Genomic DNA, 18,235 nt, shown 5'->3' with positions numbered 1-18,235 from the left:
TCCTATATCGGTGTCGATGTCCCGGTATCGGCCGGCACGGTCGTCGCCATAAGGTAATCGGCAAATCGGGCCGCGGTGCTGGACGTCGCCTCCTCCGGGATCGCCAGATACAGCGGTTTCTCGATCCGGATACCATCGATCTGAATCGCGGCCAGTCGCCCGGAATTGAGGTCGCTTCGAACGGCCCTTTCCATGACGATCGAGGCGCCGAGACCGGCGGCGACGGCATCCTTAACCGCCTCGGTGCTGCCCAGATTGCAGGTCACGCGCAAATTGTCCGCGTGGCGCCCCAATGCCTGGCGAAGGGCGGTGCCGGTACCGCTATGCGCCTCGCCGCCGATCAGATCCAGGGTACCCAGTTCTTCGGGAGGGATCCGGCCTGCCTTGGCAAGCGAGGAACCACCCGCCGCGATGAGGGTCAGTGCTTCCGTCCGCCAGGGTCGGACCTGCAATCCCGGATCGGCGGGCGCCCATTCCATCACGGCGATATCGAGGATTCCTCTGGCAACCTTTGGGCCGAGCTCGGGGTTCTGGCCCGCTTCGATGGTCCAGGCGGCCGGCGGCTCCTCGGTATCCAGAAAGCGTTTGAGGTCCTCGGCGATGATGTAGGACGCGACGTTTCCGCTGCAGCCGATGCGCAAGCAGTTTTCCCGCGCGGCTTTTGAGAATGCCTTTGCCGAATCGAGCAATGCACGGGCATGCGGCAGAAGCCGAAACCCGTGCTGTGTCAGCGGCGAATTGTTGCGGCCGCGTTTGAACAGCGTCACTCCGAGCGTCTCCTCCAGCTTTCCGATCTGCTGGGACACGGTCGGTTGGGCCAGGCCCAGGCGGGACGCCGCGGCGCCGAACGCACCGGCTTCGGCAACTGCGACGAAGGCTTCGACTTGCGACAGGTTCAGCATCCGACCGCCTCGGCACGGTGACGGAGGGAAGCGGGGTTCACCAATGTTTCCGGAGGGGCACCCGCAAGCATCGACAGAATACTGTCCGCCGCCGACATTTCGATCTGTTCGCGCACTTGCGAGACGGCGGAGCCGATATGCGGTGTCAGGACGGTTCTGTCGCTGTTCAGCAGGTCAGGGTGAATGTGGCGCGGTCGGTCGGGACGGGTCCAATCTTCCATCTCGAAAGTGTCCGCCGCATAACCGCCCAATTGCCCGCCGGTCAGGGCTCTGGCGACGGCGGCTTCGTCCACAAGCGATCCGCGCGCGGGATTGATCAGGTAGGCGCCACGTTTCATTCCGGACAGGAAGGTATCGTCGACCAGCCGCAATGTCGCCGGCGTCAAATGCAGGCCGAGAACAACGAAATCCGCTCGCCGCAGCGCCTCCGCCATGTCCGTCCGGGTCGCCTGCACTTGTCTTTCGATGTCCGCCGATAGCGGCCTCTTGTCGACATAGAGGCGCTCGCAGTCGAAGCCGTTCAACATCTTCAAGACCGACTGGCCGACGGCACCGGCACCAAGGATCGCCACGGTCGATCCGTTTATGGAGCCACCATAAAACAGTGGGCGCCATCCTTTGAATCCCCCCTGCCGGACATAGACTTCCGCCGGACGCATATGTCGGGCGACGGAGATCATCAGGCCGATCGTCAATTCCGCGGTCGGCGCGGTCAGCAAATCCGGCACGTTGGTGACCGCGACGCCACGCCGGGTGCACGCGTCCATGTCGAAATTGTTGTAGCCCTTCAAGGCACCGGCGATCAGGCGCAACCTCGGACAGTCGGCCAGGAAGGCATCGTCGATCCATTCCGTCATGAACGCCATCAGGGCATCCGCATCGCGGCATCGTGCCGCCAATTCATCGCGGGACCAGGGATCCGAACCGACGTTTTCGACGATTTCACCGGCACGGGAGAGTTTCTCACGGACGCTCGAATGGACTTTGTGGGCCAAGACGATGCGCGGCGTTGAGGCGGGCCGAAGCATGGGCATTTTCCAATCCGTTAGATTTGTTTGCGCAAAGAGTCACAAAACTGACAAAGGTTCTAATTATTGTTTATCACGAATTAAATGGCACAAACATTACAAAAGACAATGTTTGGTAAGCCTGTTTGAAATCAAGCTGGTTGCGGCGGTCCACCGTCCGCTGGCCGCGGCGATCGCGATTGGTCTCGGAAAGGGGGAACCGTGTCTGTTGTCGAAAGGGAATTGTCCGATTTGCAGGGCACCGGTGAGCCGGCATCCGGAGAGGCGGTGCCGTCGAACGCGGCACAGAAGCCCTTTATCTCCGTTTCCGAGATCGAAGTCGTTTACGGCAACGGAACAGTGGCGTTGAAGCCGCTGTCCCTCGATCTATTCGACGACGCCGTAACCGTTCTGCTGGGTCCGTCCGGGGCCGGGAAATCGACGCTGCTGCGGTCGCTGAACCATCTGGTCGTTCCGAGCCGGGGCACCGTGTCGGTTCGGGGGCTAGGCACGTTGGGCAATGCCCAAACCCTGCGCGCGCATCGCCGCGGAACCGGGATGATCTTTCAACAGCATCAATTGATCGGCCGGCTGACGGCATTGCAGAACATTCTGATCGGACGGTTGGGTCATTACGGGACATGGCGCACCATGCTGCCGATGCCCGAAGGCGAAAAGCGCTGGGCGCTGGAATGCCTGGATCGGGTCGGTTTGCTCGAAAAGGCGCTGACCCGGTGTGACGCCCTCTCGGGCGGGCAGCAGCAACGCGTCGGGATCGCGCGGGCCATCGCGCAGCGACCGCGGATCGTCCTGGCCGACGAGCCGGTTGCGTCGCTGGATCCGGCGGCATCACGCCGGGTCCTTGGGTTGCTGCGCGATATCTGCCGCCAGGACCGGATTCCCGCCGTCATCAGCCTGCATCAGCTTGAATACGCCCGCACATTCGCGGACCGCATTATCGGTCTGGCGGAAGGACGGGTGGTGTTCGACGGGCCGCCCGCGGCCCTGACCAAGGGCGTTCTGGACCGAATTTACGGACCGGTTTCGGAAATTGCCGACTAGTTCCAATCCGACAATGGAGATGACGCATGAAACGCTTTCTAACTTCTGTGGCCGCTGCTCTGACGGCCGGCCTCGTATCGACTTCCGCCATGGCGCAGGACTACAACCCGGACACGCTCCGGATCGCCCTCCTGCCTGACGAAAACGCGGCCACGGTCATTCAGGACAACAAGCCCTTGCAGGACTATCTCGCGACCGCTCTGGGCAAGGAAATCGAATTGGTCGTGACGACCGACTATTCGTCGATGATCGAGGCGACGCGGTTCGGCCGGATCGACATCGCCTATTTCGGCCCGGCATCCTACACGATTGCCAAAGACCGAATGGCGGGCGGCGATTTGGATATCGAGCCCTTCGCGGCGCGCCTCAAGGACGGATCGACGACCTATCAATCGGTTCTGATCGCCGGCAAGGATACCGGCCTTACGGCTCTGGACCAGATCAAGGGCAGCGGCATCAATGTCGCGTTCGGCGATCAGGCGTCGACCTCCAGTCACTTCGCTCCGAAGTACACGTTGATGAAGGCCGGCATCATGCCGTCCGAGGACTATTCCGAGAATTTCACGGGCGCCCATGACGCCGTCGCGCGCAATGTCGAACTGGGCAATGCGGAAGTGGGCGGGCTGAGCCGACCGATCTTCGAGCGCCTTATCCAGAAAGGCACGATCGACGGCGACAAGATTGTCGTGCTCGGATACTCGGACTCGATCCCGCAATATCCCTGGGTCATGCGTTCGGACATGGCGCCGGAACTCAAGACCGCGATCGTCGACGCCTTCCTGAGCCTGAAGAAGGGCACGCCGGACGGCGACAGTGTCCTGAAACCGTTTAAGGCGGACGGTTTCGCGGCGATCCGGGACAGCGACTACGACATCATTCGGGCGATCCGCCAGAACGTGCAGGGCGAGTGACCTGACCGGGGCACGGCGTCGATCAAGGACGACGCCGTGCCTCGTCGATTTTCAATGTGGGCGAGGGTAAGTACATGACGGAACGAACACGCGGGTTGGCCGCCTCGCAATCCGGGATCGGGGACATTCTGGCGACCGAACGCCGCAGTCGTCGTGGTGCCATTTTCCGCCTTGTGCCGGTCGCGCTGGCGATCCTGGTCTGCGGCTACGTGACGGGATTGTTCGACGGCGGGCGAATGGCGGACGGTATCCCGGCCATCCTGACCATGACCGGCGAAATGATACCGCCCGATTTTTCCCGCTGGCGGAACTGGGTCGGGCCGATGCTCGATACCGTGGCGATGTCGGTTGCGGGAACGGCACTGGCGGTCTTCTTCTCGGTGCCATTGGCATTTCTGGCCGCGCGGAACACGTCGCCCAATCAGGCGACCTATCACGTGGCACGGTCAGTCTTGAACGCGCTGCGCTCGATCCCCGAACTGATCATGGGTATCGTCTTCGTCGCGGCGGTCGGCTTCGGCATGCTGCCCGGCGTTCTGGCGCTGGGGCTGCATTCGGTCGGTATGGTCGGCAAGTTCTTTGCCGAGGCGATCGAACATGCCCATCCGGCCCCGATCGAGGCGGCCGCCGCCACTGGCGCGACCCGCGTCCAGGTCATCACCCATGGCGTCCTGCCGCAGGTCCTTCCGAACTTCTTCGACGTTAGCATGTATCGCTGGGAGTATAATTTCCGCGCCTCGACGGTAATGGGCATGGTCGGCGCGGGCGGTATCGGGACCGAGCTCGTCGGCTCCCTGCGGCTTCTGGATTATCCGCAGGTGGCGGCGCTGCTGCTTCTCATCCTGCTTGCGGTAACTCTGGTGGACGGGTTGAGCAATCTATTGCGCCGCCGTTTCGGTTAGAGGGGTAGGCCGTCGGGTGCCGGTCCGCCGGTAACCCAGTCCAGCAGTTCGACCGTGTGGATCACCGGGATGGCCGTGCCGCCGGCGATCTGCTGTATGCAGCCGATATTGCCGGCCGCCACCACATCCGGCTGTGTCGCCTCGATATTGCGGACCTTGCGCGCCTTCAGCCGCTCGGCCAGTTCCGGCTGCAGCAGGTTGTAGGTCCCGGCGGACCCGCAGCACAAATGCCCCTCGGCGGGGCTGACGACCTTGAACCCGGCCTGGTTCAACAGCGTTTTCGGCAGGGCCGTGATCTTCTGGCCGTGCTGCATCGAACAGGCGGAGTGATAGGCGACGGTCAGGTCCGGTTTGCGGGTCGGTTTCGGCGCGCCGATTGTGTCCAGATACTCGGTGATGTCCTTCGTGATCGCCGACACGCGGGCGGCGTCATCGCTCAGCACCGGATCGGTGCGGAACATGAAGCCGTAATCCTTGACCGTCGTACCGCATCCGGATGCGTTGATGATCACCGCGTCCAGCCCATCGCCGTCCATTTCCCGTGTCCAGGCGCGGATATTGGCGGCGGCCTGACCGTGGCTGGTTTTGGTGTCGCCCATATGGTGGACCAGCGCACCGCAACAGCCCGCTCCCTGCGCCACGACCACTTCGATTCCCATCCGGGTCAGCAGGCGGATCGTCGCCTCGTTGATCTTGGGCTGCAGCACCTGCTGCGCACAGCCGGTCATCAGCGCCACCCGCCCGCGTTTGACGCCTTCCGCCGGGATCGTCTGGGGCACATCCCAGGCCGACGGTTTCGGGATCGATTTCGGCGCCATTCGGAACATCGCACCGATGGGACCGGGCAGGCCTTTCAGGAACGGCTTGCCCAGCCAGGCGCCGATCAGCGACAGCCGGAACAATTGCGGATTCGGCAGCACGAAGGCCAGAACCTTGCGCAGCCATTTGTCCGCGAAGGGCCGTTCATAGGTTTCGTGGATGCGGGCGCGCGCCAGATCGACCAGATGCATGTAATGCACGCCCGACGGACAGGTCGTCATGCAGGACAGGCAGGACAGGCAGCGGTCGATATGCTTCACCAGCTTCGACGAGGCGGGCTTGTCGCCCTCCAGCATGTCCTTGATCTGATAGATCCGCCCGCGCGGCGAATCCAATTCGTCTCCCAGTGTCACATAGGTCGGGCAGGTCGCGGTACAGAACCCGCAATGCACGCATTTCCGCAGAATATCGTTGGCGACCGCCAGATCCGGATCTTCCAACTGCGCGAGGGTGAAGTGGGTCTGCATATCTGTCCTACACCCCTTCCGTCATGCGGCCCGGATTGAGCACGCCGTTCGGGTCGAAACTGGCTTTCAGGCGCCGGGTCACGGCGGCCAGCGGGGCGGGTTGGGGGTGGAAGACGGGGACGGCGTTGCGCAGGGTCGCGCCGCCGCGGATCAGGGTGGCATGACCGCCGATCGGGGCCATGGCGTCGCGGATGATCTCGGCCGCACCCTGGCGCGGTGCGTCGACCGCCAGCCAGATCAACCCGCCCGCCCAATCCAGATAGGCGGATTGGTTCTTCAGATGCGACAGGCTGGCCAGCAGGCCGGGCGCGTCGGTCGGGGCGACGGATATCCGCCAGACAATGCGGGAATCGCCGTGGAACGGGACGACATCCCGAATCTCGCGCCAGAAAGTCCGGGAATTGTGGCTGTGCAATTCTTCGGTCTCGCCATAGGGCGCCAGAAGCGCGCGCAGCTTGCCGCAGCGGTATTCGACCGACGGGCCGAAGCCTTCCAGCCGCAAGGCCGCCACCGACACGCCCGCGTCCCGGATATAGCCGACTCCGGAGGATGCGGTCAGCCCGGCCGGAAGCCAGGCTGCACCGGATACTTCGAAAGGCCCGTTCAACCCGTCGGCCAGGGCCTTCACCGCCTGCGCCGCGTCGACACCCCGGACCAGGACCGTGCGGGATTTCTCGGCGCGCGGTAGGACCTTCACCACAAGGCGGGTCATCGCGGCCAAGGTGCCGTAGGACCCGCAGATCAGTTTCGGCAGGTCGTAGCCGGTCACGTTCTTCATCACCCGGCCGCCGGATTTGAAGACCTGACCCCGCCCGGATACCGCGTCGAAGCCCAGAAAATGGTCGCGCGCCGCGCCGTCCTTGATGCGCCTCGGACCGGCCAGGTTTGTCGACACGATCCCGCCGATGGTCCCGGCATCTTGAGTGCCCAGCAGGCCGGACAGGTCCGGCGGCTCGAATGCCAATTGCTGACCCTTCGTCTCCAATGCCTCGAGGATCTCGGCCATCGGCGTCGCCGGGCCGGCACCCAGCACCAGCTCTTCCGGCTCATAGAGGTGAATGCCGGAAAAGGCGGTCAGGTCCAGCCGGTGCGCGGATTGAACGGGACGCCCCAGCGCCCGTTTTGTGCCGCTGCCCAGAACCTCCAACGGCAGACGCTCTGAATTGGCCCAGGTGACGGCCTCGGCAAGCTGCGCCTCGGTATCGGGACGAAGGGTTTCGGTCATGGCAATAGCGTTCCGGCCGAAACTCCCTCTCCCTTGAGGGGAGAGGGCCGGGGTGAGGGTGACAAGGCCGCAAGGCCTTCCCGGCAATGGTGCAGGAGGTGCGAGACACCCCCCTCCCGATCTCCCCCCTCAAGGGGGGAGGAGAAACGTGGTGTCCGCATTTCTGACTGAAAGCTCATCCTACCGGTCTCAGAATCTCGGGATGTCCGGGAAGGGGATTTTCCCCTTATGAATATGCATCCGGCCCAGTTCGGCACAGCGGTGGAGCTGCGGGAAGACCTTGCCCGGATTCAGCAACCCGTCCGGATCGAAGGCGCATTTCACGCGCTGCTGCTGGTTCAGGTCCTCTTCGGTGAACATGGCGGGCATCAGATCGCGCTTTTCCACACCGACGCCGTGTTCGCCGGTCAGGACGCCGCCGACCTCGACACAGAGTTTCAGGATATCCGCGCCAAACTCCTCCGCCTTCTCCAACTCGCCCGGATTGTTGGCGTCATACATGATCAGCGGATGCAGATTGCCGTCCCCGGCATGGAAGACGTTGGCGACGCCCAGCCCGTACTGCGCCGACATCTCGTTCATGCGCTTCAGGACCAGCGGCAGCTTGTTGCGCGGGATCGTGCCGTCCATGCAGTAATAGTCGGGCGACAGGCGGCCGACGGCGGGGAAGGCGGCCTTGCGTCCGGCCCAGAAGGTCGCGCGTTCCTCATCGCTTTCGGAGATGCGCAGCGAGGTCGCGCCCAGTCCTTCGGCGATCTCGCGGACCCGATCGATCAGGTGGGCGACCTCGGCCTCCGGCCCGTCCAACTCGACGATCAGCAGCGCCTCGCAATCCATCGGATAGCCGGCATGGACGAAATCCTCGGCCGCGATGATGGCCGGCTTGTCCATCATCTCCATCCCGCCGGGGATGATGCCGCTGCCGATCACCTGGGCGACGCAATCGCCGCCCGCCTCGCTGGACGGAAAGCCGATCAGAAGCGCGCGGGCGGTTTCCGGTTTCGGCAGCAGGCGCACCGTCACCTCCGTCACGACGCCCAACAGGCCTTCCGACCCGATCGCGATGCCCAGCAGATCATAGCCCTCGGCATCCAGATGCTTGCCGCCGATCCGCATGATCTCGCCATCCATGGTCACCAGTTCGATGCCCAGGACGTTGTTGGTGGTCAGGCCATATTTCAGGCAATGCACGCCGCCGGAATTTTCCGCCACATTGCCGCCGATGGTACAGGCGATCTGGCTCGACGGGTCCGGCGCGTAATAGAAGCCGTCATCCTGGACCGCGTGAGTGATGGCCAGATTGGTGACGCCGGGCTGCACCCGCGCGCAGCGATTGTCGTAATCGACCTCCAGCACGCGGTTGAACTTGCCCATGCCCAACAGGATGCCGTCAGCCAGCGGCAGGGCGCCGCCGGACAGGCTGGTCCCCGCACCGCGCGGCACGACCTTGATGCCGTGCGCCTTGCAGTATTTCAGGACCTCCGCGACTTGCTCCACCGTTTCCGGCAGGATCACGACCAGCGGCATGGTGCGATAGGCGGTCAGCCCGTCGGATTCATAGGGGCGGCGCTCGTCCTCGTCGACGATCACGCCCTCGCCCGGGACGATGGCGCGCAGGTCGTCCGCGATGGACAGCCGGCGTGCAATCGCCCCTTCGTCGAGATCCGGCATTTTCAACATGATAGCTTCCTGCCCGCCTGGATTGGTATTACCAATTTTTATTATACGCCGGTTCCCCAAGCGTCAACGATACGCTTTACCCTTCCCGCATAAGACCCTGATAGGCGCGGCGCAAGGTTTCCCGTATCGCGCGCCAGGCCGAAACCCGCCAATCCGCCGAGGAAGGAAAGGATCGCATCGCGTCCTTTCGGTCGCCGCCGCTCAACACGCCGGCCATGGAATAGGTGCCGATTTCGACGATCACATTGGTCACGCGCGCCGTCTTGACCAATCCGCCCAACCCGCCGGCGCAGGGCGTGTTGCCCGCGCCCTGGACGCGGTCCTCGGCGGCCGGATCGATGGCGAACCAGCTATCGGCGCGGTCGCGTGCGGCCGATCCCTTCGGATCGCAAGACACGGTCTCATAGGCGCCGAACTGCCCCGGCCCGGTGCGCGGGTCGACGACGCAGATCTGGTTCAGACCTTTCAGCCGGTCGGCCGCGATCTCCCGTAGGACGTCTCCGTCCCAGGCGGGCGGCGACATCGACGCCAGGGTCTGCCCGGCAAGCTTTGTCCAATCGAACCCGCTTTCCTGCTGAAAGTCCGAGAACCGCTTTTCCGCTGCCGCCAACACGCCGTCGGACCAAGCGGGGGCGGGGCCGTCGGCAGCGGGCGATTCACCGTCGGCGAAATAGGGCCAGACGGGCCCGCCCGGATTGGCGGCATGGACCAGGATCAGGCCGACCTCTTTCGGAATATCCTGGATGCCGCCCGCCGTGATCACGCCAAGTGCCCCACCGCAGCCGAGCAGACCGGCCGGCCCGGCGGCGGCGGAACACAGGACCACGGCGCGCTTTGCCTCCGGCGAGCCAAGCCGAGTCACGTCGCAATACATCGGGTGTCCGTTACGCTGTGTCAGCCGCGACCGATAGGACGTGACGCGAAGGCCGATCCGGTCACAGGCAATCAGGAACCGTTCGCGAGCCCTTTCCACGTCGTCGCTGAAACAGTTCGCCTCCTGAGACATTATTCGCCGGTTCTCTCTCTGGTTTTCGCGCAAGCCGCGCGGTTGGGGGGCGCCCGCCGACACGGGAGGTTGCCGCCCGTCCGGTCCGGGCCCATACTTCCTTACCATAGAACGCGCAACAGAAAGGGGGCGTTCTCATGGCAGGTTTGGCGAGACTATGTGCCGCCGCCCTGTTCGCGATCACGGTCGCGTCGGGGCCGGTCCTGGCAGATCAGAACGACAAGCGTCTGGGCGCGCTTTTCGAAGTCCTTCTGAACGCCGCGCCGGGCAGTCCGGAAGCGATGGTCGCGCAACAGCAGATCTGGTCCCTGTGGCTGCAGGCGCCGACCGCGACCGGGCGCATCCTGATGGCCCAGGGCGTCGATCAGATGCAGACCCAGGACCTGACCGGTGCAATCAAGACTTTCACGGCCCTCATCGAATTGGAACCGGATTTCGCCGAGGCCTGGAACAAGCGCGCGACCGTCTACTTCCTGATGGGCCTCTATCCCGAATCCTTGGCCGATATCGACGAAACGCTGAACCTGGAACCGCGCCATTTCGGTGCCCAATCGGGCCAGGGTCTGGTCTTCGATGCAATGGAGGAACCGGAAGCGGCGCTGCAATCCTTCGAAAAGGCGCTGAGCCTCAACCCGCATATGCCACAGATCGAAAGCCGCGCCGAACAGCTGCGCGCCGAACTGCGCGCCCGCCAGCTTTAGGGTTTCGGCGCCCTCTCGGACTATTCGCGTCTTTCTCGCGAAGGCTGGATGATACCGAAAGACCACATCCGTCATTCCGGCGAAGGCGGGAATCCAGGGCCGTCGGTACGGCCCTGCCAGGCCCCCTGGATCCCCGCCTTCGCGGGGATGACGAGGGTTATAGGTTGGATGGGCGGAGCCTACGGATCGTTCAATCGTGTTCCGACGGTCCGCCACGCGCGCTTCCGTCATTCCGGCGAAAGCCGGAATCCAGGGCTGATTGGCACGACCCTGCATGTTCCCCTGGATCCCGGCCTACGCCGGGATGACGGTTATCGAATGTTTTTGTCCGGCCCGCGCAGGCGGGAATCCAGGGCCGTCGGCACGGCCTTGCCAGTCCCGCCTGGATCCCCGCCTTCGCGGGGATGACGAGGGTTATAGGTTGGATGGGCGGAGCCTACGGATCGTTCAATCGTGTTCAGGCGGTCCGCCACGCGCACTTCCGTCATTCCGGCGAAAGCCGGAATCCAGGGCCGATTGGCACATCCCTGCATGTTCCCCTGGATCCCGGCTTACGCCGGGATGATGGTTATCGAATGTTTTTGTCCTGCCCGCGAAGGCGGTCGGTCAGCGCAGGCTGCCGACCTTTGCCAGGCTGGCGGGCATGGCGTGGCCGTAGGTTTCGGTGACGTGGCCGACGATGCGGGCGACCTCGTCCTTGCCCAGGCTGTCCATCAGCTCGCACGGGGCCTTTCCGAAGCGCAGGGCCAGGCCGGCGCCCATGTCGATATCGGCCGGTGTGGCGACATCCTCGTCCAGTTCCTGCAGGACCGGGAAGAAGGTGGCGGCGCGCAGGCGGTCGGCGATTACGGCGTCGCTTTCGGCACTGCCGGAGGCGTCTTCGCCGACGTCGAACGTGTAGTCACTGTCGCCCTTGGCGGCCAGCGTGTCGGCGATGGCATAGAAGGCGCCGTGCGGGCCCAGATTGCGCTGGGCGTGGAACATGATCTTCGGCTTCACCAGGTTCATGACGACGAAGGGGCCGGCGGCGACGCCCAGGCAATCCTGCGCGACGCGGTCGATCTGGGCCGGGGTGCCGACGCCTTCATCCATCAGGCGCACCGCCTCGTTACCATAGGGAACGAAGAAACGGTTGATGGCGAAACCATAAGCGTCCTTGCACGGAATCGGTTTTTTGGCGGTGCTGCGGCAGAACTCGACGCAGCGTTCGAAGATCGCGTCATCGGTCTTGTCGCCCTTGACGACTTCGACGATCGGGTTGATGGCGGCCGGGTTGAAGTAATGCAGGCCCAGGAAGCGCGACGGATCGTCGACCGTCTCGGCCAGTTCAGAAACCCGCAGCGCCGACGTGTTGGTGGCGACGACCGTTTCCGGCTTCAGATGCGGGTTCAGGCGGGCGAACAGGTCGGCCTTGACCTGGAATTCCTCGAAGATCGCCTCGATGATCAAATCGCAATCCGCGAGGGCCGCGATATCGGTGGAGCCCGACAGCTTGCCATAGGCGTCTGCAGCCGCTTCGGCAGTCATTTTGCCCTTCTCGGCGGCCCGGTCATAGAATTTCTTGGCGGCACCCAGACCGCGCTGGACTGCCTCGTCCGTCGTATCGACCAGGACCGTGGTCACACCCTGCTGGCCCAGGCTGGTGGCGATACCCGATCCCATGGTGCCGGCGCCGATAATGCCGATTTTGCTGAACGTCATGTTCCGAACCCCTTGTTGCGTGATGCGCTGAATGTCTGTTTGCCGCTTTTCTAATGCCGCGATGCAGCATTGTCGAGGTCGGCGGAACCGCGGCGGCCTATTCCGATCCGCGTGGCCACAGCACGATCTGAGTGCAGCGGAACAGCGCGATCGGCCGATCCGGCCGCGCCTCGGTGAAGATCTCGGCGTCCCAGACCTGGGTCGTGCGGCCCTGATGCTTGGCATGTGCGGTGCAGACCAGGTTGCCCTTGCGCGACGTGCCCAGATGGTTGGATTTCAGCTCCGCCGTGGTGAATCCCTCCGCGCCGGCGGGAAGGTCGGCAAAGGTGCCGAAACCGCAGCATGTATCGGCCAGCGCGACGACGGACGCGGCATGCAGAAACCCGTTCGGCGCCAGATGCCGCGCCGTGATCTTCATGCGCGCCTTCGCCGTGCCTTCCCCGGCATCCAGCATCTCGATTCCCAGGTGACTGACCAAGGTGTCCTCGGCGCGCTCGCGGATTTTTGCGATATCCAGTTTCGGCATGATCAGGCTCCTTCAGACCGCGACAGTCTTGCCTTTGAAACGGCATAGGTCGTTGACGATACAGGCCGGGCAATCCGGTTTCCGCGCCTTGCAGACATAGCGCCCGTGCAGGATCAGCCAATGGTGGGCATGGCGCAGGTATTGTTTGGGAATACGCTTTTCCAGCTTCAGTTCGACGGCCAGCGGCGTCTTGCCGGGCGCCATGCCGGTGCGGTTCCCGACCCGGAACAGATGGGTGTCGACGGCGATGGTCGGCGCGCCGAAGGCGATGTTCAGGACGACATTGGCGGTCTTTCGCCCAACGCCCGGCAGGGTTTCCAGCGCCGCCCGGTCCTGCGGGACAACGCCGCCGAAATCGCGCACCAGGATTTCGGCTGCCTTGATCACGTTCTTGGCCTTGGAGTTATAAAGACCGATCGTCTTGATGTGGTTCTTCAGGCCGCCTTCACCGAGTTCCAGCATTTCCTGGGGGGTGGAGACGATCTGGAACAGCTTTTCCGTCGCCTTGTTGACGCCGACATCGGTGGCCTGGGCCGACAGGGCGACCGCGACCAGCAGCGTGTAGGGATTGGTCCAATTCAATTCGCCCTTCGGTTCCGGATTGGCGGCCTGAAGGCGGGCGAAGAAAGATTCGATATCGGCTTTTTTCATGATCGGCTGGCAGGTTGCGGCGGGCGGATCGCGTTACCCTAATCAAGCGACCGGCGCGGCGAAAGCATTTCCCGGCGGATAGGTCTTTACCGGGGTTCCCGGTGCGATACATTTCCAAGCATGACCGAAGCCGTGAGAGATCCCGTCCTGTTCGACGCCACGCTGCGCCCGCACCGCAGTCTGGGGCGGCGGGGATTCCTGCTGGTCATGGCAGCCGTAGCGGGTGGGGGATTCCTGATCGGCACGGGATTCTTTCTGGCCGGCGCCTGGCCGGTCGCCGGGTTCTGCGGGCTGGAAATCCTGCTGGTCTATATCGCCTTCAAGATGAACTTCCGTGAAGGCCGCCGGGCGGAACATCTGCGCCTGACCCCGGACGGGCTGGACGTCACCCATATCGCCCCGAACGGCAAGCAGGGCACCTTGCGGTTCGAACCGACCTGGCTGTCCGTTCAAATGGACGATCCGCCGCGCCACGACAGCCGTCTGACCCTGCGCAGCCACGGAAAACAGCTTGAAATCGGGGCGTTTCTACAACCCTTCGAGAAGCTGGAAGTGGCCGAGGCCCTACGGGCGGCGCTGGTTCGCTATCGCGAGACGCCGGCCTTCTGACCCTCCAAGCGCCGGACAAGGCCCGGATACTGGATGCCCAATGTGACGCCGCGCGCCACAAGGAAAATGTGCAACGCCAGCCAAAGGCCCTCGTTCCCATAAGCGGGGACCAGCAGCCATTGCGCGGCGAAGTAGACGGCGATCGCCGCGATCATGCCGTTGCGCAGGGCGGCGGACCAGGTCGCCCCGACGAAGACGCCGTCGATCACGAAGGCCCAGACCGCCGTCAGCGGCAGGATGGCGGCCCAGATCATGAACCTGTCCGCCTCTGCCAGGACCTGGGGCTGGTTGGTCAGCACCCCGACGATCCAGCCGCCGAAACCATAGAAGAGGACCGCACTGATCCCGGCGATGGCGAAGCCCCAGAGATGGGCGAGGCGCACCACCTTGCGGAAGACCGACGCATCGCGGCGCCCGACGGCTTTGCCGACCAAGATCTCGGCGGCGTTGGCGAAGGCGTCCAACCCGTAGGAACTGATATCCAGAAATGTCAGCAGCACAATATTCGCCGCAAGGGTCGTCGTGCCCAGGGTCGCACCCTCGAACTTGAAATGCGCAAAGGCGATCAGCAGGCACAGCGTCCGTATGAAGATGTCGCGGTTCACGCCCAGGAGTCGCCGCATCCCCGCCCAGTCGGTCAGCGCGCCCGGCGGCGGGGCGATCCCGCCATAGGGACGCAGACGCCGGGCGACGATCACGATACCCAGCAGGGTCCCGGACCATTCGGCGATGACGGTCGCGGCGGCGACACCTTCGATGCCCCAGTCGAAGCCGAAGACGAACAGGAAATCCAACGCGACGTTGATCACGTTGGTGACGATCTGCAGGACGACCGGTGCGCGCATATGGCCCAGGCCGAACAGCCATCCCAGAATGGCCATGTTCAACAGCGCCGCCGGGGCGCCCCAGACCCGGATGTCGTAATAGGCGAGGCCCAGCTCGACCACCCTCGGCGCCGCCTCCGTCAGGCCGAAGGCAAGGCGGCCCAACGGCTGATTCGCCAGCAACAGGGCGGCCGCGATGATCAGCGCCAGCGCCCCGCCGCGATACAGGACCGCGCGAATGTCCCGATGATCGCCCGCGCCGTCGGCTTGGGCGGTCAGGCCGACCGTGCTCATCCTCAGGAATCCGAAGGTGAAGAACAGGGTCGCGAAGATCATCGCGCCCAGTCCGACCGCCGCCAGCCCGGCCGCTTCCGGCTGATGTCCCATCACGGCGGTATCGACCAGCCCCGGCAACGGCACGGACAGGTTCGCGACCACGATCGGGCCGGTCAGGGCCAGAAGCCGCCTGTTCCAATTGACGGGCGGGTCGCTGTCGGCGGGTCGGTCGGTCATGCCGGCTAGTTATTCCGCTTCGTCCGGACCCGGCAAGCAGCCATCCGCTGCGGTCCCCGGCAAATTGGTAAAAAGAATCTTAATTTCGAGTGACCATCGTCACTGCCAGGGCCGTGAATTCGGGGCATTCTGTTCATGGTGATGACAGGCGCCCCGGGAAAGCCGGGGGGAGAAGCGACGGAGAACCGGACAATGATCGAAGTGGATTACGGCAACTATCTCGCGGTTCAGGCGGAATGGGCCAATGGTTTGATGCGTGCGGCGGAATACGCGCATGGTCAGCATGACCCGAGCGAGCGCGACCTTACCCTGGCCGCCGGCGGCGCGCTGGCCCGGCTCAGCGACGTGAAGGCGCCGAAAGTCCTGCGTTTTGCGGATTGATCGGCGGGTTGGTCACCAGTCGGGATTGACCCCGGGAAGGGCGGCGCGGGCGCGCTGAACCGCCATCGGGTCGATCCCCGCCTCCTCGGCGAAGTCCATCAGGTCGGGCTCATGGCCCAGAAGATGGTCCAGGACGCCGCCCAGGAAAGCCGGATCCGCAATCCGGCTTTTCAGATCGTCGGGCCCCAGGCCCGATAGCGCCACGAACCGGTCCATCCGGTCTTCATCCGCCGCAATATAGGCCAGCGCCTGCAATGCCACAGTTTCGGCCTGTTCCTGTTTCATCATCCACCCATCCTGACTAACTGCCGGCTGGTCGCCGGTGCCGGAATCTGGCGATATCACGCCTCGGTCTGGTGGGAAAGCAGTCGCGGAGCGCGCGGTGGACGCAATCGGCATTCGGGAAAGACTGGTCAGGTCGGTCGCGATCTATGGCGACCGGCGGATCGTTTTGATCGCATTGATGGGGTTCGCCAGCGGTCTGCCGCTGCTGCTGACGCTCAGCACGCTGTCCTATTGGCTGCGCAGCCGTGGGCTGGATTTGACGACAATCGGCATTTTCGCCGCGGTGGGCCTGCCCTACAGCCTGAAATTCCTCTGGGCGCCGGTCATCGACCAATGTCCGCTGCCTGGGCTGACCCGCTGGCTGGGGCAACGGCGCGGCTGGGCAATCGCCATTCAAGTGCCGCTGATGGCGTCTATCGCCGGTTTGGGCTTCACCGATCCGGCCACCGACCCTTGGCCGTCCGCCATCCTGGCGACGCTGATCGGTTTCTTTTCGGCCAGTCAGGATATCGTGATCGATGCGTTAAGGATCGAATTGCTGGAGGACGAGGAACAGGGGGCGGGCGCGGCGGCGACCCAGGGCGGATACCGGATCGGCCTGTTGGTCGCCGGGGCCGGGGCGTTGCTGCTGTCCGACCATGTCGACTGGTCCGTCGTTTTCCTGGCGCTGTCGGCCGGCATGCTGGTGGGCGTCGCAGCCATCCTGATGGTGAAGGAGCCGTCGGATCGTCAGGCCGTCACCAGTCCCGGCGCGTTTCTGAAACAGGGGGTGGTGGAGCCGTTCCGGGAATTCCTGTTCCGCCCCGCCGCCCTGGCCATTCTGGTGTTCGTGCTGCTGTACAAGTTCGGCGACGCGATCGGGGGGACCATGGCCAACCCGTTCTACAGCGATATGGGCTATTCCGGGACCGATATCGCGCTGGTCAGCAAGACGGCCGGCCTGATCGCCACATTCGCTGGGATCTTCGCGGGCGGGGCCATGGTGCGCGCCATCGGCCTGTATCCGTCGCTGATCGTCGGCGGCATCCTGCAGGCGGTGACGAATCTGATGTTCGCCTGGGTCGCGGCGGTCGGCCACGATCTTACGGTTCTGGCCGCGGCGGTGTGGAGCGACAATTTCACCGGCGGTCTCGGCTCCGCCGCTTTCGTCGCTTATCTGTCGGTTCTGTGCAATCGGCAGTTCACGGCGACGCAATACGCGCTGCTATCGGCTTTCATGGCGTTCGGCCGCACGCTATTATCGACGCCGAGCGGTTATCTGGCACAGGTGCTGGGCTGGTTCGATTTCTTCGTTCTGACCGCATTTCTGGCCGTGCCCGGACTTTTGCTGATCGCCTATCTGGCCAGACGCGGTCCGGTGCGCTAGACCCCGGTCGAACTACTTGGCGAAAAGAATTCGGCCTGCGACGAATTTGCTCTTATTGCAGTGCAGCAATTAGGGTACTATACGAACGGCCGAGACAGATAGGCACAGGGTCGTGCCGACGCTCTGGCGAAAGGAAATCCAATGCGTGTTGATAGCATTCCGGTCGGTGAAAATCCGCCTTGGGACGTGAACGTCATCATCGAAGTCCCGATTGGCGCGGACCCGGTGAAATACGAGCTGGATAAGGAATCCGGCGCTCTCTACGTCGACCGGTTCTTGCACACCGCGATGTTCTATCCGGCGAATTACGGTTTCATTCCGCACACGCTGTGTGGCGACGGCGATCCGATCGACGTCCTGGTGGTCGGCCGCGTGCCGGTCGTGCCGGGCGCCATCGTGCGCTCCCGTCCGGTCGGCGTGATGATCATGGAAGACGAAGGCGGCATGGATGAGAAGATCATCGCCGTCCCGCACGACAAGCTGCATTCCTATTACGAGGACGTGTCCAGCTATCGTGATCTGCCGAAAATCCTGATCGACCAGATCGCCCACTTCTTCACGCACTACAAGGACCTGGAGAAGGGTAAATGGGCCAAGATCGCGCGCTGGGGCGAAGCCGGCGAAGCGGCCAAGCTGATCGAGGATTCGATGGCGGCCCATAATCTGAGGAAAGCGGCGGAGTAACGCCGGACAAGGA

Annotated in this window: 19 protein-coding genes; 8 read left to right on the top strand and 11 right to left on the bottom strand. The window is 63.8% G+C overall.

The features are described 5' to 3' along the window. Positions 1 to 2 precede the first annotated feature (2 nt). Both ACO06O_RS03585 and ACO06O_RS03580 read right to left on the bottom strand, forming a co-directional pair. Positions 3 to 902 carry a LysR substrate-binding domain-containing protein gene (locus ACO06O_RS03585; RefSeq protein ID WP_421876345.1) on the bottom strand — a complete coding sequence of 300 codons (900 nt, stop codon included), beginning with the start codon at positions 900 to 902 and terminating at the stop codon, positions 3 to 5. Continuing rightward, positions 896 to 1,936, bottom strand: coding sequence for a phosphonate dehydrogenase (locus ACO06O_RS03580; RefSeq protein WP_421876343.1), 1,041 nt, complete (start codon positions 1,934 to 1,936; stop codon positions 896 to 898). The genes ACO06O_RS03585 and ACO06O_RS03580 overlap by 7 nt, the downstream gene beginning before the upstream one ends. Before the next feature lie 195 nt (positions 1,937 to 2,131). On the opposite strand from ACO06O_RS03580, the gene phnC reads away from it, so the two are divergent. The 3 genes from phnC to phnE all read left to right on the top strand — a co-directional run bounded on the left by phnC (position 2,132) and on the right by phnE (position 4,784). Continuing rightward, positions 2,132 to 2,971 carry a phosphonate ABC transporter ATP-binding protein gene (gene phnC / locus ACO06O_RS03575; RefSeq protein ID WP_421876341.1) on the top strand — a complete coding sequence of 280 codons (840 nt, stop codon included), beginning with the start codon at positions 2,132 to 2,134 and terminating at the stop codon, positions 2,969 to 2,971. 26 nt (positions 2,972 to 2,997) lie between these two features. Next, positions 2,998 to 3,882, top strand: coding sequence for a phosphate/phosphite/phosphonate ABC transporter substrate-binding protein (phnD, locus tag ACO06O_RS03570; protein WP_421876339.1), 885 nt, complete (start codon positions 2,998 to 3,000; stop codon positions 3,880 to 3,882). A 74-nt stretch (positions 3,883 to 3,956) separates the two neighbouring features. Then, positions 3,957 to 4,784, top strand: coding sequence for a phosphonate ABC transporter, permease protein PhnE (gene phnE / locus ACO06O_RS03565; protein ID WP_421876337.1), 828 nt, complete (start codon positions 3,957 to 3,959; stop codon positions 4,782 to 4,784). Here the strand turns inward: phnE and glcF are convergent. From glcF to ACO06O_RS03545, 4 genes are all read right to left on the bottom strand, one after another. Next, positions 4,781 to 6,070, bottom strand: a complete 1,290-nt coding sequence (gene glcF, locus ACO06O_RS03560; RefSeq protein WP_421876335.1) for a glycolate oxidase subunit GlcF — start codon at positions 6,068 to 6,070, stop codon at positions 4,781 to 4,783. The genes phnE and glcF overlap by 4 nt on opposite strands. A gap of 7 nt (positions 6,071 to 6,077) precedes the next feature. Further along, on the bottom strand, positions 6,078 to 7,295 hold the full coding sequence (gene glcE / locus ACO06O_RS03555) for a glycolate oxidase subunit GlcE (protein WP_421876333.1): 1,218 nt from the start codon (positions 7,293 to 7,295) through the stop codon (positions 6,078 to 6,080). A gap of 189 nt (positions 7,296 to 7,484) precedes the next feature. Then, positions 7,485 to 8,972 (bottom strand): FAD-linked oxidase C-terminal domain-containing protein, encoded by a 1,488-nt coding sequence (locus tag ACO06O_RS03550; RefSeq protein ID WP_421876439.1) that lies wholly within the window; start codon positions 8,970 to 8,972, stop codon positions 7,485 to 7,487. A 79-nt stretch (positions 8,973 to 9,051) separates the two neighbouring features. Continuing rightward, on the bottom strand, positions 9,052 to 9,981 hold the full coding sequence (locus ACO06O_RS03545; protein ID WP_421876331.1) for a DUF2817 domain-containing protein: 930 nt from the start codon (positions 9,979 to 9,981) through the stop codon (positions 9,052 to 9,054). A 137-nt stretch (positions 9,982 to 10,118) separates the two neighbouring features. On the opposite strand from ACO06O_RS03545, the gene ACO06O_RS03540 reads away from it, so the two are divergent. Beyond that, positions 10,119 to 10,682 (top strand): tetratricopeptide repeat protein, encoded by a 564-nt coding sequence (locus ACO06O_RS03540; protein ID WP_421876329.1) that lies wholly within the window; start codon positions 10,119 to 10,121, stop codon positions 10,680 to 10,682. Between the two features lie 606 nt (positions 10,683 to 11,288). On the opposite strand, the gene ACO06O_RS03535 is transcribed toward ACO06O_RS03540, so the two are convergent. The 3 genes from ACO06O_RS03535 to nth all read right to left on the bottom strand — a co-directional run bounded on the left by ACO06O_RS03535 (position 11,289) and on the right by nth (position 13,560). Continuing rightward, entirely contained in the window at positions 11,289 to 12,383 is a 1,095-nt protein-coding gene (locus tag ACO06O_RS03535) for a 3-hydroxyacyl-CoA dehydrogenase family protein (RefSeq protein WP_421876327.1), read from the bottom strand. 97 nt (positions 12,384 to 12,480) lie between these two features. Then, positions 12,481 to 12,909, bottom strand: a complete 429-nt coding sequence (locus tag ACO06O_RS03530; RefSeq protein WP_421876325.1) for a PaaI family thioesterase — start codon at positions 12,907 to 12,909, stop codon at positions 12,481 to 12,483. Between the two features lie 12 nt (positions 12,910 to 12,921). Continuing rightward, positions 12,922 to 13,560: an endonuclease III gene (gene nth / locus ACO06O_RS03525; protein ID WP_421876323.1), complete on the bottom strand. Its 639-nt coding sequence runs from the start codon at positions 13,558 to 13,560 to the stop codon at positions 12,922 to 12,924. Positions 13,561 to 13,680: 120 nt separating this feature from the next. On the opposite strand from nth, the gene ACO06O_RS03520 reads away from it, so the two are divergent. Then, positions 13,681 to 14,169, top strand: a complete 489-nt coding sequence (locus ACO06O_RS03520; protein WP_421876321.1) for a DUF2244 domain-containing protein — start codon at positions 13,681 to 13,683, stop codon at positions 14,167 to 14,169. Here ACO06O_RS03520 and ACO06O_RS03515 read toward each other — a convergent pair. Then, on the bottom strand, positions 14,145 to 15,506 hold the full coding sequence (locus ACO06O_RS03515) for an MATE family efflux transporter (protein ID WP_421876319.1): 1,362 nt from the start codon (positions 15,504 to 15,506) through the stop codon (positions 14,145 to 14,147). The genes ACO06O_RS03520 and ACO06O_RS03515 overlap by 25 nt on opposite strands. Before the next feature lie 192 nt (positions 15,507 to 15,698). On the opposite strand from ACO06O_RS03515, the gene ACO06O_RS03510 reads away from it, so the two are divergent. Next, positions 15,699 to 15,887: a hypothetical protein gene (locus ACO06O_RS03510; protein WP_420418218.1), complete on the top strand. Its 189-nt coding sequence runs from the start codon at positions 15,699 to 15,701 to the stop codon at positions 15,885 to 15,887. A gap of 12 nt (positions 15,888 to 15,899) precedes the next feature. On the opposite strand, the gene ACO06O_RS03505 is transcribed toward ACO06O_RS03510, so the two are convergent. Further along, positions 15,900 to 16,175 carry a DUF3572 domain-containing protein gene (locus ACO06O_RS03505; protein WP_421876317.1) on the bottom strand — a complete coding sequence of 92 codons (276 nt, stop codon included), beginning with the start codon at positions 16,173 to 16,175 and terminating at the stop codon, positions 15,900 to 15,902. 94 nt (positions 16,176 to 16,269) lie between these two features. On the opposite strand from ACO06O_RS03505, the gene ACO06O_RS03500 reads away from it, so the two are divergent. Both ACO06O_RS03500 and ppa read left to right on the top strand, forming a co-directional pair. Then, on the top strand, positions 16,270 to 17,538 hold the full coding sequence (locus tag ACO06O_RS03500; protein WP_421876315.1) for an AmpG family muropeptide MFS transporter: 1,269 nt from the start codon (positions 16,270 to 16,272) through the stop codon (positions 17,536 to 17,538). A gap of 141 nt (positions 17,539 to 17,679) precedes the next feature. Then, entirely contained in the window at positions 17,680 to 18,222 is a 543-nt protein-coding gene (ppa, locus tag ACO06O_RS03495) for an inorganic diphosphatase (protein ID WP_420418215.1), read from the top strand. Positions 18,223 to 18,235: the final 13 nt, after the last annotated feature.

It is taken from the genome of Pacificispira sp. (assembly GCF_965228185.1).
Classification (GTDB): Bacteria; Pseudomonadota; Alphaproteobacteria; order UBA8366; family Aestuariispiraceae; genus Pacificispira.
This window is presented reverse-complemented; position numbering and strand designations above follow the sequence as displayed.